The following is a 14,980-nucleotide window of genomic DNA, read 5'->3' as shown; positions in this document are numbered from 1 at the left end:
TGCCACCATAGATCCGAGCATTAGGACTTGACTCTGGCACGCGATTAACAGCGACAATAACAACAGACTCTGCCTCTAAAATCTCGCTCTGTTTTGCCTCAAGTCCCCCAGAAACAAGAGTGTTTCGACGTTGGTTCGATCGCCCGCTAACGCCGTCAAGGCTCAATCTCAAATCTCAAATCTCGAAGGGAAAGCTCTAAAGCGACACTCAAACAGCGACAATAAAAACAGACTCTGCCTCAGATATCTCGGTCTCTTATGTCTCACTTCCCCAGAAACAAGAGTGTTTGGAGGTTATTTCTAGCCCCTAGTACCCCCTCTCAACTCAATCTAAAATCTCAAATCTAAAATCTCAAATTTAAAATCGATTGTTCGATCGCCCGCTAACGCCGTCAAGGCTCAATCTCAAATCTCAAATCTCGAAGGGAAAGCTCTAAAGCGACACTCAAACAGCGACAATAAAAACAGACTCTGCCTCAGATATCTCGGTCTCTTATGTCTCACTTCCCCAGAAACAAGAGTGTTTGGAGGTTATTTCTAGCCCCTAGTACCCCCTCTCAACTCAATCTAAAATCTCAAATCTAAAATCTCAAATCGATCGATCGAAGTGTGATAAAAATCACTGACAGCAGGCAGCCCCTAAATGTAGAAAATGGTGGCGGCCAACAACTAGCTTCAAAACGGGCAGCGGAACCTGTGGCGGTTAAGCTAAAAGAATTGCGGTTCCGTTCAAAACAAATTGGAGTCATCGCTCGTGCGTATTAAGGAGGCTAATTGATGGTGTACGCAGAAAATTGGTCGCAGCCGTCTATCTTAGAGCTAGCGCGATCGGGCAACTTTCAAGCCCTGAATTACTGGATTGACAGCTTGCTGCGCCCCGAAGGGATTTATGCCCGCGTCGAACAGGCTCAGGCCGGCTGCGTCCAAATCCTCGTAGAATTCCAGCGCGAATTTGCGCCAGATACTACATTACTGGGGAGCACTCTCCGGGAAGGCTTAGTCAAATTTATTTGCCACCAACTCTGGAGACTCAACTCGCCAGCAGTAGAAGGAGTGCGAATTCAGGCGCGCTTGGCGGGGGATGCAGACATTCTCTGGAAACAGTCAGTGCGAATTGTCACTCCGGCAAACCGCCAGCGGCGGCGTTACCGTTCCCTACCGATCGTCGATTGGGTTAAATTTAAAACGTATCGTTCTCTGCTGCTAGTGGGATCGGCACTTGCCTCATTTATTTTAGGGTGTTGGGTCAGCTACCACGAGGCTGTGACCCTGCAGTTAGGCTCGCAAGTATCCGGCTACCAGCAAGCTGCTGTAATTTCGGGGCCTCCTCCCAAACGTGCGGATACGGTGCAAGCGGCCTTAGAAGCGGTACCAGTAGTACGGCAAAAGCAAGTTGCTAATCCTTACGATCCAACAGTAACGCTGATGTTCGGAGGAAATGTGAATCTATCGGATGCGCTGGGAGCATCTGCCGCCAACGATCACCAATGGGCTTTCGCCAATATGGACGAGTACCGGCAAGCAGATGTGGCGATGGTTAACCTAGAAAACTCCCTGACTCGCTCTACATTGGGCTCTGCTAAAAAACAATTAAATTTTAAAGCCGATCCAGAATCGGTGAAAGTATTAACAGCCGGAGGAGTGGATATTGTCAATCTGGCAAACAGCCGCGCTATGGATTACGGGGAACCGGGGCTGGTGGAGACAATGAATACTCTAGATAATAGTGGGATTCAACATCTGGGAGCCGGCAGAGATATTAAAGAAGCGAGGCGTCCAGATATTATTGAAGTTAAGGGTCAGCGGATTGCCTACCTCGGTTATTACGATGCCGAGCTGAACGTCGCTGACCAAGGGAAAGCGGGCACTAACCCCCGCCGCAACAATCGGGTGGCGGAGGATATTCGAGCTCTTAGGAGTCAGGTAGACTGGATTATTGTTAATTACCACTGGGGAGTCGAATTGGCAGATTATCCGGGGGACGGGCAGATTGATTTGGCTCGGTTCACGATCGACCAAGGAGCTGATTTGGTAGTGGGACACCATCCCCAGGTACTGCAAGGTGCAGAAATTTACAATGGCCGCCCGATAGTTTACTCGCTGGGTAATTTTATATTCGGCCCGAATGCTCGCAGGGATTACGATACCGCAGTCCTGAAAGTATCGCTCAAAGACAGGAATATGAAGGTAGAATTTCTGCCTGTGGAGGTGAAAAATTTTCAGCCGAAGGTGGTGAAGGGAGCAGCAGCAGATCGCATCCTCAAACGCGTCGAGCAAATTTCTAGTATTTTCGATCGACCGATGCGATCTTCTGTAGTTCTCGAAGCCCTAGTCCAGCCAGGAGCGGCATCAAAAACTCCAAATTCTCCATTGCCAGGAGCACCAAAGAGCGGTACATACCAGCCGGGGCGAGGTTCCGAGGCCAGCGGCGGTGAAAGCAATCAGCAAGGCACCGGACAACCCAAACCTACTTTGATTTTGCCGGCTTTGCCGGCTGCGCCCCAACAGCCGGACAACTCCTCATTTTTCCCGAACGGGACAGGGCCTGCAATTGAATCAAACCCACCTGCAAATCAAAATTTGCCGCCGCGCATCTACCCCGCTCAACCTCAAAATCCCAGCCGGGAACCAGAGCCGTTTACAAAAGAGCCATTCATCAAAGAACCGTTTATTTCGCCCCCTTCTCCCAGTCAAGGAGCAGTGCTGAGTCCCCAAAGCTATCTTCCCCCCACTGGGGCTGTATCTTTTGAAGTCGCACTCAAAGCGCAGCCGGTCTCCGCGATCGTTCCAGCTACCAGCAGCAACCGCTCCAAGCAGCGGCTCGCCCTGCCTCCTATAGGTAGGAGCATTGGTTAGCCGGTGGGGGTTGGCGAGGATGCAGGGGGAGGATAGGGGCGGTAATGGGTGAACATCAACATACCAGCGACCAATTATTAACGATCGATTTACTGACAACCAATGATCAATGACCTACTACCGATGACAAATGTGTTTGCGATCGCGCTCAAGCAAAAGCAGTACAAAACCTATATCCTCTCCGACGAAACGGCTAACTCTACTCTAGAAGTTGTGCCGGAACGGGGCGGTATTGCCACTAGCTGGCTGGTTGAAGGCAAAGAAATCTTTTATTTGGACGCGGAACGGTTCGCCAATCCCGATCTAACTGTACGTGGCGGGGTTCCCATCCTGTTTCCCATCTGCAGCAATCTCCCGGAGAATACTTACACGCACAAGGGAGTGGAGCGTAAGCTCAAACAGCACGGCTTTGCTCGGGACTTGCCTTGGACAATAGGCGAACAAGTTACGGAGGGTTGCGCCGCTCTGACGCTGATTCTCGACAGCAGCGACAAGACGCTGGCTGTTTATCCGTTTGATTTCCAACTAGCCTTCACTTATCAGATTAAAGGCAATTCTTTGGAAATTTTTCAGCGATACACCAATCTGTCTGACGAACCCATGCCGTTTTCTAGTGGTTTGCACCCCTACTTTTTGGCGACGGACAAATCTCAGCTCCGCTTTGAGATTCCGGGGATGCAGTACAGAGATCAGAACACCCACACCAAGGGTTACTTCACTGGGGTTTTTGACCCGACGCTGGATGAAATTGATGTTTCCTTTGACGAACTCACTGGTCTTGCTGCTACTGTCACTGACGCGGCGACCGGCTTGCGGCTGACCGTCAGTTACAACTCCAGCTACGGGAAGTTGGTTTTCTGGATGGTGAAGGGCAAGGATTTTTACTGTTTGGAACCTTGGACTGCTCCTCGAAATGCCCTCAACACTGGCGAACACTTGATTTATTTGCCGCCGGGAGCGACTTGCGAGATGCTGGTTCGCATGACTGCAAATTTTATTTAACAAAACACTTGCTATTTCAAAAGAGGGGTGCTACTATTAGAAATTGTGTGCGGTAACAATGTTTTCGCGGGTCGCTAGCTCAGCGGTAGAGCATTCGGCTTTTAACCGATTGGTCTCGGGTTCAAATCCCGGGCGACCCATAAAAAATTTGTGAGTTAAGAATTTTGAGTTTTGAGCTGAATGCTCGGAACTCAAAATTTTGTTTGTTGAACTTTTTAGTAAATCTGGAAAGATAGTGCGCGATCGGTGGCAAATTGTCTTAAGATTATCGTAAGAATTGAGCTTGTTCAAAATTCACTGCCCAAAAATCACAAATAATTAGGAGGAATATCTATGGCGCTTGTACCTATGCGATTGCTGCTCGACCACGCGGCTGAAAATGGTTACGGCCTACCGGCTTACAACGTCAACAACATGGAGCAAATCCAAGCGATCATGCGCGCTGCTGACGAAACCAACAGCCCCGTGATTCTGCAAGCTTCTCGCGGCGCTCGCTCCTACGCTGGCGAAAATTTTCTGCGCCACTTGATTTTGGCAGCAGTTGAAACCTATCCTCACATTCCCATTTCCATGCACCAAGACCACGGCAATGCCCCCGGCACTTGCTATTCTGCCATGCGCCAAGGTTTCACCAGCGTCATGATGGACGGTTCTCTGGAAGCGGATGCTAAGACTCCCGCTAGCTACGAGTACAACGTTCAAGTTACTCGCGATGTGGTGAATGTTGCTCATTCGATCGGCGTTAGCGTTGAAGGCGAACTGGGTTGTTTGGGTTCTCTGGAAACAGGAATGGGCGAAGCAGAAGACGGCCACGGCTTTGAAGGTGCGCTTTCTCACGATCAGTTGCTGACAGATCCCGAACAAGCTGTTGATTTCGTCGAGCAAACCGGCGTGGATGCTCTAGCAGTCGCTATCGGCACTTCTCACGGCGCTTACAAGTTCACTCGCAAGCCGACTGGCGAAATTTTGGCAATCAGCCGCATTGAAGAAATTCACCGCCGCTTGCCGAATACTCACTTGGTAATGCACGGTTCTTCTTCTGTGCCCCAAGAATTGCTGGAAATTATCAACAGCAACGGCGGCAAAATCCGCGAAACCTACGGCGTACCTGTGGAAGAAATCCAAAAGGGTATCAAGTGTGGCGTTCGCAAGATCAATATCGATACTGACAACCGTTTGGCGATTACCGCTGCGGTGCGCGAAGCTTTGTTTGCGAAGCCCGATGAGTTTGACCCCCGCCACTTCTTGAAGCCGTCGATCAAGTATATGCAGAAGGTTTGTAGCGATCGCTATAATTCTTTCGGTTGCGCCGGTCACGGTACAAAGATTAAGCAAGTATCTTTGGACGACTTTGCAGCTAAGTATGCTAAGGGCGAATTGAGCTCTTCTGCTAAGAAGACTGTAGCTGTTTAAGAATTTTAGGTTTTAGATTTTAGTTTTGTCTGAAGTCTAAAGTTAGGATTGCCGGGTAGCTTTGAAGTTGCCCGGTTTTTGTTTGTGCGATTTTATGTATAGCAGTAGTTGATTATTCCCTCGATCGGCGGTTGAAACAGATCCTACACAAACTTTCGTCCCTCTCTCAGAGACTAAAGAATCAACGGGGTATTACGGTGACAAAGCAGGGCGCACAACGCGAATCAGTTTACCTTCCAAAGGTTCTGCGGCTACGATCGCGGTGTGGATTCGGTTAGGCAGCGCTTCCCAATTGCGATCGTTCGTACAGGCGATAATGCCAGCATGAAGGGGGTGTATGCGGTGCAGCCGAAAGAAATATTTACGGTTTTCGGTAATGACGACCGGTTTTTCGCTAGTAGCAAAAGCTAAAACATCCGGGTTAGGAATTTTCTGATATCATGTCCGATCAATTAACCATAATATCCCGGTCGGGGCGGGTTTTTGAGATGGTCAATTATTTGCCGCTATTGTTGGTGAACCCGCCCCTACAAAAATCGCGATCGCTCGACCGGACATGATATGATTCGCTCTGCCTGCTTCTTGGACAGTCAAAACATCATGTCCTAAAGCTCTCAGTAATTCTACAACAGGATAGGGATATTGCTCATCGGCATAGAGACGTGCCATCTGCTACAAATCCTCGTCCATCACTTCATTGTTTTCCCGAATTTCTGTTTCAATTTCATCGGGAAAGGCTTCAGCATAGGCCCAAGCGTTAGCAATATCAGTAGCAGATAGCGATCGATAGCTTGTGAGTAAGTCGGCTTCGCTGTAGCCAATGCGACGAGCTTCTACAAGTCCCCAAACGGTGATGCGAGTTCCAGCAATGCAAGCACTCCCGCCACAGATATCAGGCGTTTTTTCAATACCGCGCCAAGGAGTGATTTTGCCTTGAGTGAGGAGTTGAACGACTTGAGCTTTTTCGTCGTCAGAGAGTGCCAGGAGTTGAGGCTCTAATTCTTTCAGCGTCATGGCAAACAATGGAATTGCTACTACCAATTATTCTATCGAACCGATCGCCCCGTTTACCCGATCGCCCATTGCCACTCCTAGTAATTTGAGTGAAGCCCCAGAATGCAAGCAATGGTTGTATAAATTACACTGTATGGGCGATCGTCCTCCCCATACGCTTGCTTGCACAACTCAAGCTTTGAAATGTTCTAGGGTACTATAACGCAGCAGATAATCCAGGTTATTTGTCAAGTTTTTTGCCACAAAAACTTGACAATTTAGAAAGTGGTGAGAATAATGGGATTAAGACCCTGACCTGGGATTCAAGGGGTCAGGAACCTCAGCTATCAAGGCATGAGGCTTGAAGGAGAAATCTAACAAGCCATTCTGACCAGCCTAAGTCCTTCGCGGACTACGTTTTTTGAGTCACGACACCCTGGGATGCGTAGCTAGTCCCCTGCTCTGTCGCTGAGAGTTAAACAGTTCTAAGGTCACGCTTTACAGTGCTTTCAGCCTAACAAGCTCACTAAACATTGGCGAAGCTAACTTTACTCCGAAAGGAGAACGGGACAACCATATCCCGGCGGGGAGGCAACCATACCTCCCTGGCCCCTCAAGGGGATTCACTTCAATGTAAAGCCGTCCTACGAAGGACGGGGTTTCAAACCCATAATTCTGATGAAAAGGAGTCAAGTCAACACAGCAGAGTTAATTCGCAGACAGATTGAGGAACGGGGAGAAGGCTATTGGCGGCACTCTGACTTTTCTAACCTGCCGTCAACTGCGGTCAGCAAAGCACTTTCCCGAATGGCGGAAAACGGAATTTTGGAGCGAGTCAGCAAAGGACTATACTATCGATCGCGCCCGACTCGATTTGGTCGCAGTCGTCCCTCTCCAAGCGATATCCAAAAACTGCTGACAAAACAGAACTTGCATCCGGCTGGAGTGAGTGCGGCTAATTTATTGGGATTTACCACTCAAAACGCAATTCAAGGTGAATTTGCTACCTCAGCGAATAGTGTCCCCCGCACTATAATTGCTTCTCGCGCCCGAATCCACACTCGCAGACCTGAAACTTGGAATCGCTTAGAAGCGACTGATGCAGCAATGCTTGATTTTTTAAGGTCTAGGGGTAAGTTGAGCGAGTTGTCTCTGACGGAGACTAAGCAAAGGTTGCTAGACTATTTTCGAGAAGGATCTCGCTTTGAACGTTTGCTTGCAGTTGCAGATGCGGAACCGCCGCGAGTACGAGCTATGCTGGGTGCGATCGGACAGGAACTCAGAAAGAGTGTTAAAGAGCTAGAAAAACTCCGAAAAAGCCTAAATCCAGTCTCTCGGTTTGATTTTGGTAACTTCAGCAATCTGAGTTATGCCAAGGAGTGGCAAGCCGAGTGAAAATGTTTGAACATCCTGATTTCCGCGATGCTGTCATCGCAGCTAGGGAACATTTCGCTCGCTTTGGACTCACCGAACAATTCATCGAGAAAGATTACTATGTCACCTCGGCGCTGCGAATTGTGGCGAATCAGTGGCGTACTCAAGTCATTTTTAAAGGCGGAACCAGCCTCTCGAAGGGGTGGAAACTGATAGAAAGATTCTCGGAGGATATCGATCTGTTTTTGAACAAACAGGAATTCGTTCCTCCCCTTGGTGCAAACAGAATTGATAAAGAATTAGCAGCAATCGAAAGTGCTGTGGGAGAGCATCCTGCTTTGACGCTAGAACCTGATTCGTCCAAGCGGAAGCGGGGGGTTTTTCGCAATAGCTATTTCAGATACACTCAGCAATTTTCGGGCAATCAGGCGATCGCCAATCGTGTATTCTTAGAAATGGGAACTCGCAGCGGCACTTATCCTACGCAGACTGTACAACTGTCTTCCTATGTGGCTGAATTTCTGCGTGAAATTGGGCAGAGTCTTGATACTGAAGATGAATTGCCTTTCTCTATGCTATTGCTGGACTTTCGGCGCACCTTTGTTGAGAAGCTGTTTGCAATTCACTCTAAAGTAGTGAAGATTCAGCAGGATGGGCAATCAATTGGAACCTACGCCAGACATTATTATGACCTGTTTTGTTTAGTTCAAAAGTCCGAAGTGCGCCAAATGTTTCAAACTGAGGAATACAGCCAGATTAAAGAGGATTGCGATCGCATTAGCCGCGAACACTTCCCAGATTATCAGCCGCCCTCAGCGATTAATTTTTCCAACAGTTCGGCTCTCTTCCCAACAGGAGAACTGCGTCAAACTATTGCTAGAGAATACGAACAGCAGTGCGGTAGACTCTGCTATGGAAATTATCCATCATGGGGGGAAATTGAAGCTTGTTTTGAAGAAGTTCGCGATCGGCTTTGACTGTTGAGCCTGAAGTATATCGTTGGTTATAACCCTTTGATATATTCCCTGATTACTGGCGGCAGAGTGTAAAAATTTGCTTGTTTTTCTATCAAGCAGCGCCGCGATAGAGATTGCAGCGCATTTGGCAAATCTGAAGCCGGAATTATGTCATTTTCTAGCAATTTTGCCCGATCGATCGGCTGGCTTTCTTTGGCTAACAAAGAGATTACTTGTTTTTCTAGTTCCGATAGGCGATCGAACTGGTGCTGTAAAACATCTTTCAAATCTTCCGGCAACAATATGGTATCATTTGGTAATAACTCAGCCACGCCTCCTCCCAAGTCTTGAATCAGATTTCCCACGCTTTTTAACCATAGGGGATTGCCTTGGTAACGATGAATGAGTGCTTCACTGTTGGCGCTTGCTTCTAACCCATAATCTCTGAGTATTTCCCGTCCGGCGGCGATGTCTAAACCTTTGAGTTGTAAGGTGCGAATAGAAGTATTTTGGTTTTTAACTTGAGTCACTTCTCTCGGTTGTTCCCAACCGATTAACATCAAGCAGCTTTGATGGGATAATTTTTCTATTTGTTTGAATAAAGTGCGATATTCTTCGGATTATGGTTTATATTTTCCTGCCAATTCGCCGCTACAGAAAAGGTTGTGAACGTCATCTAAGACGATTAAACAGCGCTGGTTTTGTAAATACTTAATCAGCGGTAAGCGTTTTTGGTTTGTTGGGGATAAATCTTGTTTTTCGGAATGGGAAAAAAGCTGTATTAGGTTAGATTGAAATTTTTCTATGGTGGGGAGTTCGTCTAGCGTGTACCAGGTTGCGTACTCAAACTCGTCTTTAATTTGTTGTACGAGTTGTACTGCTAGGGATGTTTTGCCGATGCCACTGATACCGGTGAGGGTGATGAGGCGGCAGTGTTGTTGTAGAATCCAGGTGGTGAGGGTGTGGAGTTCGGGGGTGCGATCGAAGAAATCGCCCAACTCTGGCATTTCGCTTAAATCTTGATGTAGAGTTTGAGGTTGTTTTGTGTTAGATGTTTCTTGATTTGGTGGGTGTGAGTTTGGGATATTTGGCGGGTGTCTAGCTTCTCCACAATAATTAACGCAACTTATTTGCACACAGTCTTGTGCAAAATGCGAAACAATGGAGATTTGCAACCTCTCCATTGCCGAGCAAAAATTCTTTTTATTGACATCTTCCCCTAATTCTTCTGAAAGAATCCGCCATAATTCCGAACCCGCATTCCTAGCACTACTTTCAGAACAGTCAAAATCTTTGGCTATGTGCTTGTATGTCTCGCGTTCTAGAGTTCCCCGCAGTACCGCCTCTTGTAAATCGTCAAGGTGCTGACCTGTTTTCTCGAAAACTATGCGATCGGCGACATTTAACATTTCTTTAAGATTCATCTGGCAGGGAGATGCGAGAGTTTTGTGTATTGTAGCTCACAACTGCCAACATTTTCGTACATTTTCGTACATTGTTGTACAAACTTAGATTAAATTTAAAGTAAAAGCGAGGGAGAAGTGGCGGCAAAATAGAACATTTTTGGGCTAGACAAACCTTGAATTTATTAAGGATAATGGAACAAGTATTAAAAGGATAAATTGATTTATGAATTGGGAAAATTTTGCCAGCAAAGCAGGTGAAGAAGTTGTAGAAAATGTTGTAGAAAAAACTCTGGGAATTAATGGAAATACAGTCAAAACAGTCAAAGCGGTTGCAGAAACTGGTGCTGCGGTAGGTGCGGCTGCCAGTGCTGCTACAGGGTTGACTGTGGCAGCAACTTCAGGAGCAGGAATTACTTCTGGTCTAGCTGCAGCAGGTGGTGTGGTTGGTGGTGGCATGGCGGCTGCTCCTGCGGTATTAGCAGCAGGCCCTGCTTATCTGGGGGCAAAAATAATGAATGAAACTTTGTTCAAAGAGCAATCGAACTTGTCTGAGGAAGAGAATGATGCTCGTGCAGCGGCAAGAACAGCTACAAACATTGGGGCTGTTGCTGGTTTAGCTGGTGCTGGTGCTGTAACGGTAGCTGGCGGTGCCTCTGGTGCTGCAATTATGGGAACCCTTGCTGGTATCGGTGGTGCTGTCGGGGGAGGCGCAATTGCTGGTACTGCCATAGTTGCTGCTGCACCTGTTGCTGCGGCGGCTGCTGTTGGATACGGAATATATAAACTGTTTGGAGGTAAAGGGTAAAGATAGTTAGTTCAGTTTGAATTGGTAGGTTGGGTTTCCTGTTGCAACCCAACCTTCATCAGCGTTTAGTCTGGCTTTAGAATTTCCTCGCACCTCGCAGCAAATATCATAAAACTGCGAGCGATTGAAAAGGTAAGCTTGGCTATGTAGATGCAGCAAATATTACAGCGTTGGGCTATAGGTTCTGTTTCGTAGCTTTGGAGTATACGGATGTTTGGTTTGCTATCTGAACTATTTAATTGGTTTTTCAGACTATGGAATCGGTTGGATGATAAAACGAAAGGTAAAATTATAGAGGAAGTTGTCAAATCATTTGAAAAGCTGCTTCGTGCTTTTTATGGTTCGTGGAAAAATCGGCATACCAAGTGAGAATAAGTGATGAGTAATTTTAAGGAACTTATGGATGAGATTGAGCAATCACCTACTCAATCAGTGATGAGTAATTTTAAGCAATTTATGGATGAGATTGAGCAATCACCTACTCAATCACTGCCAGAATCTGATTTAACTCTTCCATCCCTTCAAATGGCTTTAACAGCAGGAACTTTCCTTATGTTGACGCCCTTCTCATTTTCAAATAATGAAAAGCAAAAATTCTCAGAAGAGGTGTCGAGCTTAATTCAGAATGAATCTTTTTTATCTGACTTGAGCAATCAAATTGGTGAACCTTTGGAGCAGGAATCTGAAGATGACTTCGTGAAACGCGGTAGCAATAGGTTAAGAAAGATGCTTTATGATAGATTTGGCATCAAAGGTTGAATGGATATAATGTTCAGGCCTGTCGAAGTAGTCGCAGCATAACTTAGTCCGATCGCCCCACCAAGCATATTCTATTAACCCTCGTGTTACCCAACTTCTTTTTCCACTTACAATCTTATCCATTTCCACAATTTTAAAGTGCGATGTTTGCACACAGGGCGTGAAGCGTAGCTATCCAGTAGGGAATCGCCCCAGCAAAAAAAAGGGATCTCGCCTACAAAAATATAAAATATTGCCTAACTGAGTGTTTGTAGCACCGAATTACCTGTAAGGTTGGCATCAACTGTAGCTAATATTAACCCATAATAAATAGCTGTGGCCGCAATAAATCGGTCTCCGGGGTCTTGATGGGGTAGTGCAATCTCGCGACTTAAAATGGCAATGGAGTGATTCATTTGGGCTTCACGAGTTTCCAGAGTTTTTAAAGCTAAGTTAACCCATGTAACCGGATCTGGCTGTAAAGATATCCTTCCTTTTTCTGCAAGGATGAGCGTCTCCCAAATGCTAATTGGACTCAGCCAAAGTTCAGTATTAGGATCGGCGATCGCCGTTTGAAGTTGGAGCGATAGGCGTTGATCGCCGAGTAAATACCAAAGCCAAATGTGGGTATCGAGTAAAAGTTTCATTCTAAAACTTCCCATAGTTCGGCGACAGGAGCAATTAAATCTCCTAATATTTCACCGCTTCCTTTCATTGTGCCAAACACGGGGCGTGGGGTTTGGGTAGTGGCAGGATAGATAATCACTAATGGTTTCCCTTCATGGATGATGGTGAGGGGGGTTTTGGTACGTTCGACCTCTATAAGTAGAGTCTGGAGGGTTTGAGGTAATTCAGTCGTGGTAATTTGTGCCATTTGCTGACTTTTCCCAATCTTATTCTATTTCTACTATGATAATGCGAGGATTAGACGGAAAGCGATGCTTGAGTGAAAAAAGTGCGATCGCCCTTCGCACCAAATACCAAACACTGGGATGATTCTACAGAGTGCGATCGCACATAATCATCATCCCTAATGTGCGATAGACCTCCGGCATCAATTCTCCACAAAGCATCCGGCTGAAATTCGTTATCTGCGTCCAAGCGCACAGTAGCATTCTCGCCCAATTCCACCCTAGCCAACGTATAATTTGATTGTGTGGTTCGCCGTGACTTCTGAATCTTACCGATGATGCCACATAAAATATTTTTTCAATCTATTCAGTTAGCGATAAAAATTTAAGCAAACATAGGATCGGGGGGCGAGTTTTGCCGCACTAAGCTCGCTCCTAATATCAAATTATAACTAAATCCGCCCCTTAAACCTTCTGCTTCTTCCTTCGCGTCTTCGCGGTTCGTTTCTAACGCAAATACTCAATCCAAGCCGGCAAAACCTCCGGCGAACCGTACCACTTCCCCGGAGAACGAGGCGAATGCCAAACCCCCTCCAACACCAGATTTTCGGCCCCGTCCAAAACAGCAGCTTCCACCGGCGTAATTCCATCTCCCCAAGTTTCGCCCTTCCCCACAGTCAACTCGTAACTTTTATAAGCCAGCCAAGTTCCTAAACCGCGCTTGCCAAAAACAGCCTTCCCAGCAGCGCACACGTAGCGCACCTGCGGGTGAAAAGCCCCCGGATAGTGAATTTTGACAAAATCTAGATTTTTGCGCGTCCAGCGCTCTTGAGAGACGTGCGGCGTGCCTAAAGTGATTAAAGTATTCACGCAGGGGTGAGCTTCCCACAAACCCGCGTCCTCAAGCACGTCGCCGTGAATCGTGTAAGGCTTTTCGCCCAAATAGATGCGAGAAATCCAGCCGCCGGCGGAATGACCGACGAGATTGATCTGCGGAACGCCGTATTGCTGTAACATTTGTTTGACCGTGCGATCGAGCTGTCGCAAAATTGGCACCATCGACCGCCCGCCAAAAGTCGGCAACCAATCTCCCTTGCCCAGAGGCACTGTTACTGTGGGGAAACCTCGATCGACCAGAGACTTTTCTAATTCGCGATAGTCGGAAGCAGCAGCAAAATATCCTGGTAAAATCACGGTTGGTAATGGCATGGTCAATTTTAGATTTTAGATTTTAGATTTTGCGGTCGGAGTGCTACGATCTGTTTTTCAAGTTAAAAGACACTTGCCGAAGCATCGTTTGGATTGCTAACATCTGCCACTCGTTAAACCTTTTGCTTAGGGAATATCTACTTCTATGGCTCGCGAGCCGATTCAAACATGGTATTTTACCCTAGTTGTCGTTCACTTAGAAGACCGTTTTCTACTGGTACAAGAGCGCAAGTACGAGCAGCAGTGGTATCTCCCAGCAGGGCGAGTGGAAAAAGGAGAGACTTTGCTCGAAGCTGCTATGCGTAATACCCTTGAGGAAGCGGGCATTTCCATCATCGTTGAGGGAATTCTCCGGGTAGAGCACACAGTGATGCCTAGGGGCAATGTGCGCCTCCGAGTCATTTTTGTGGCTCGTCCACAAGATAAGACGCCGCCCAAGAGCAAGCCGGATGAGCATACTTTGTGCGCTGGCTGGTATTCTCTCAAGGAATTAGACCAGTTGTCGTTGCGGGGAGAGGAAGTTCGAGAAATGTTTCAATATATGGCAAGCGGCGCTCCAATCTATCCCATCGACTTGCTCACCATCGAGGGAGCTCCTTTTAAAAATTACCGCTATCGCTGGTGAATCCATCGATTTTGGATTTGGGATTTGGGATTTTGGATTGAATAATTACTTCCACGGATGAATCCGGTTGTGTAACGGAATTGGAAACAGGGGTCGATCCGTTTGCTCGATCGTGTTTAATGAATTAGTGGCGCTCCAGCTCCCGGAAAAAGACGGTATAGCAGCGGCGCAGTCTGTTTTTTGCTCGCCCCAGTCCGGCCCGTCTGACGCCCCGCTCACCATTCTCAACAATAACTGAGAAACCCCGTATAGGATTCGGCCAAAGGCAGTAGGCAAGAAAAACAATGGTTTCAGCAATTAACAACGTCCTCACCCGATTGGCGGCTGCTATACCAGCGTGGAACCAGCCAAAAAACCAGGTTTCTAGGCTTGAGTGCTGGAGGTGAGGGTCGCGAAATCTCAATAAAAGTCGATCGGGAAATTTCGATACCGACCGTGCTACAATTATACCTTTGAATTCCCAACCTCTCCTCATTAAAAATTAAAACGAATTCACACTCAATCACAACCACAACAATATAAATTACCCATCGCCCAATCACTCAATCTCCCAATCCCCCAATCCCCCAATCCCCCAATCACTCAATTTCCCAATCCCCCAATCTCCCAATCCCCCAATCCCCCAATCTAAAATCTAAAATCTAAAATCTAAAATCTAAAATCGAACAATCCCCCAATCTAAAATCTAAAATCTAAAATCTAAAATCGAACAATCCCCCAATCTAAAATCTAAAATCTAAAATCTAAAATCG

Annotated in this window: 15 protein-coding genes, 1 tRNA gene and 2 pseudogenes; 11 read left to right on the top strand and 7 right to left on the bottom strand. The window is 46.9% G+C overall.

Features of this window, described 5'->3' with window-relative positions:
• Positions 1-609: 609 nt before the first annotated feature.
• From QUA50_RS11110 to fba, 5 genes are all read left to right on the top strand, one after another.
• Positions 610-765, top strand: coding sequence for a hypothetical protein (locus tag QUA50_RS11110; protein WP_158307982.1), 156 nt, complete (start codon positions 610-612; stop codon positions 763-765).
• 12 nt (positions 766-777) lie between these two features.
• Positions 778-2,856 carry a CapA family protein gene (locus tag QUA50_RS11105; protein ID WP_333265550.1) on the top strand — a complete coding sequence of 693 codons (2,079 nt, stop codon included), beginning with the start codon at positions 778-780 and terminating at the stop codon, positions 2,854-2,856.
• A gap of 132 nt (positions 2,857-2,988) precedes the next feature.
• Complete coding sequence (locus tag QUA50_RS11100) at positions 2,989-3,858, top strand: aldose epimerase family protein (protein ID WP_445243173.1); 870 nt, start codon at positions 2,989-2,991, stop codon at positions 3,856-3,858.
• 68 nt (positions 3,859-3,926) lie between these two features.
• A tRNA-Lys gene (locus tag QUA50_RS11095) sits at positions 3,927-3,998 on the top strand.
• Positions 3,999-4,191: 193 nt separating this feature from the next.
• Positions 4,192-5,271: a class II fructose-bisphosphate aldolase gene (gene fba / locus QUA50_RS11090; RefSeq protein ID WP_006633469.1), complete on the top strand. Its 1,080-nt coding sequence runs from the start codon at positions 4,192-4,194 to the stop codon at positions 5,269-5,271.
• 192 nt (positions 5,272-5,463) lie between these two features.
• Here the strand turns inward: fba and QUA50_RS11085 are convergent.
• Both QUA50_RS11085 and QUA50_RS11080 read right to left on the bottom strand, forming a co-directional pair.
• A pseudogene (locus tag QUA50_RS11085) lies at positions 5,464-5,940 on the bottom strand (DUF5615 family PIN-like protein).
• 3 nt (positions 5,941-5,943) lie between these two features.
• Positions 5,944-6,285: a DUF433 domain-containing protein gene (locus QUA50_RS11080; RefSeq protein WP_333265576.1), complete on the bottom strand. Its 342-nt coding sequence runs from the start codon at positions 6,283-6,285 to the stop codon at positions 5,944-5,946.
• Between QUA50_RS11080 and QUA50_RS11075 the strand changes: the two genes are divergently transcribed.
• From QUA50_RS11075 to QUA50_RS11065, 3 genes are all read left to right on the top strand, one after another.
• The gene (locus tag QUA50_RS11075; RefSeq protein WP_333298790.1) at positions 6,284-6,487 is read left to right on the top strand and encodes a hypothetical protein; all 204 of its coding nucleotides are present in this window, start codon (positions 6,284-6,286) and stop codon (positions 6,485-6,487) included. The two genes, QUA50_RS11080 and QUA50_RS11075, sit on opposite strands and share 2 nt — an antisense overlap.
• 455 nt (positions 6,488-6,942) lie before the next feature.
• On the top strand, positions 6,943-7,659 hold the full coding sequence (locus QUA50_RS11070; RefSeq protein WP_333265557.1) for a DUF6088 family protein: 717 nt from the start codon (positions 6,943-6,945) through the stop codon (positions 7,657-7,659).
• Between the two features lie 2 nt (positions 7,660-7,661).
• The gene (locus QUA50_RS11065) at positions 7,662-8,615 is read left to right on the top strand and encodes a nucleotidyl transferase AbiEii/AbiGii toxin family protein (RefSeq protein ID WP_333265578.1); all 954 of its coding nucleotides are present in this window, start codon (positions 7,662-7,664) and stop codon (positions 8,613-8,615) included.
• Positions 8,616-8,641: 26 nt separating this feature from the next.
• On the opposite strand, the pseudogene QUA50_RS11060 reads toward QUA50_RS11065, so the two are convergent.
• Positions 8,642-10,018: pseudogene (locus QUA50_RS11060) on the bottom strand (NB-ARC domain-containing protein).
• A gap of 205 nt (positions 10,019-10,223) precedes the next feature.
• Here QUA50_RS11060 and QUA50_RS11055 point away from each other — a divergent pair.
• Both QUA50_RS11055 and QUA50_RS11050 read left to right on the top strand, forming a co-directional pair.
• Positions 10,224-10,805, top strand: coding sequence for an RNA polymerase subunit sigma-24 (locus tag QUA50_RS11055; RefSeq protein ID WP_333265559.1), 582 nt, complete (start codon positions 10,224-10,226; stop codon positions 10,803-10,805).
• A gap of 378 nt (positions 10,806-11,183) precedes the next feature.
• Positions 11,184-11,564: a hypothetical protein gene (locus QUA50_RS11050; protein ID WP_333265560.1), complete on the top strand. Its 381-nt coding sequence runs from the start codon at positions 11,184-11,186 to the stop codon at positions 11,562-11,564.
• Positions 11,565-11,800: 236 nt separating this feature from the next.
• Here QUA50_RS11050 and QUA50_RS11045 read toward each other — a convergent pair whose 3' ends face one another.
• From QUA50_RS11045 to QUA50_RS11030, 4 genes are all read right to left on the bottom strand, one after another.
• Positions 11,801-12,190, bottom strand: a complete 390-nt coding sequence (locus tag QUA50_RS11045; protein ID WP_333053938.1) for a PIN domain-containing protein — start codon at positions 12,188-12,190, stop codon at positions 11,801-11,803.
• On the bottom strand, positions 12,187-12,417 hold the full coding sequence (locus QUA50_RS11040) for a type II toxin-antitoxin system Phd/YefM family antitoxin (RefSeq protein ID WP_333053935.1): 231 nt from the start codon (positions 12,415-12,417) through the stop codon (positions 12,187-12,189). The genes QUA50_RS11045 and QUA50_RS11040 overlap by 4 nt, the downstream gene beginning before the upstream one ends.
• Positions 12,418-12,467: 50 nt before the next feature.
• Complete coding sequence (locus QUA50_RS11035; protein ID WP_333265563.1) at positions 12,468-12,683, bottom strand: hypothetical protein; 216 nt, start codon at positions 12,681-12,683, stop codon at positions 12,468-12,470.
• Positions 12,684-12,901: 218 nt separating this feature from the next.
• Positions 12,902-13,603, bottom strand: coding sequence for an alpha/beta fold hydrolase (locus QUA50_RS11030; RefSeq protein WP_333265565.1), 702 nt, complete (start codon positions 13,601-13,603; stop codon positions 12,902-12,904).
• Between the two features lie 145 nt (positions 13,604-13,748).
• Between QUA50_RS11030 and QUA50_RS11025 the strand changes: the two genes are divergently transcribed.
• Positions 13,749-14,228, top strand: a complete 480-nt coding sequence (locus QUA50_RS11025) for an NUDIX domain-containing protein (protein ID WP_006633478.1) — start codon at positions 13,749-13,751, stop codon at positions 14,226-14,228.
• The last annotated feature ends 752 nt before the right edge of the window (positions 14,229-14,980 follow it).

Origin of the sequence: Microcoleus sp. M2_D5 (genome assembly GCF_036701935.1) — a bacterium.
Classification (GTDB): domain Bacteria; phylum Cyanobacteriota; class Cyanobacteriia; order Cyanobacteriales; family Microcoleaceae; genus Microcoleus.
The sequence above is the reverse complement of the archived record's forward strand: the minus strand, read 5'-3'. Positions and strand labels throughout refer to the sequence as shown.

What these genes read in the sequence shown, in the direction of transcription:
- QUA50_RS11070 (WP_333265557.1), top strand. Translation starts at nt 6,943, where the DNA reads ATGAAAAGGAGTCAAGTCAACACAGCAGAGTTAATTCGCAGACAGATT.
- QUA50_RS11105 (WP_333265550.1), top strand. Translation starts at nt 778, where the DNA reads ATGGTGTACGCAGAAAATTGGTCGCAGCCGTCTATCTTAGAGCTAGCG.
- QUA50_RS11050 (WP_333265560.1), top strand. Translation starts at nt 11,184, where the DNA reads ATGAGTAATTTTAAGGAACTTATGGATGAGATTGAGCAATCACCTACT.
- QUA50_RS11080 (WP_333265576.1), bottom strand. Translation starts at nt 6,285, where the DNA reads ATGACGCTGAAAGAATTAGAGCCTCAACTCCTGGCACTCTCTGACGAC.
- QUA50_RS11055 (WP_333265559.1), top strand. Translation starts at nt 10,224, where the DNA reads ATGAATTGGGAAAATTTTGCCAGCAAAGCAGGTGAAGAAGTTGTAGAA.
- fba (WP_006633469.1), top strand. Translation starts at nt 4,192, where the DNA reads ATGGCGCTTGTACCTATGCGATTGCTGCTCGACCACGCGGCTGAAAAT.
- QUA50_RS11030 (WP_333265565.1), bottom strand. Translation starts at nt 13,603, where the DNA reads ATGCCATTACCAACCGTGATTTTACCAGGATATTTTGCTGCTGCTTCC.
- QUA50_RS11065 (WP_333265578.1), top strand. Translation starts at nt 7,662, where the DNA reads ATGTTTGAACATCCTGATTTCCGCGATGCTGTCATCGCAGCTAGGGAA.
- QUA50_RS11040 (WP_333053935.1), bottom strand. Translation starts at nt 12,417, where the DNA reads ATGGCACAAATTACCACGACTGAATTACCTCAAACCCTCCAGACTCTA.
- QUA50_RS11045 (WP_333053938.1), bottom strand. Translation starts at nt 12,190, where the DNA reads ATGAAACTTTTACTCGATACCCACATTTGGCTTTGGTATTTACTCGGC.
- QUA50_RS11075 (WP_333298790.1), top strand. Translation starts at nt 6,284, where the DNA reads ATGGCAAACAATGGAATTGCTACTACCAATTATTCTATCGAACCGATC.
- QUA50_RS11025 (WP_006633478.1), top strand. Translation starts at nt 13,749, where the DNA reads ATGGCTCGCGAGCCGATTCAAACATGGTATTTTACCCTAGTTGTCGTT.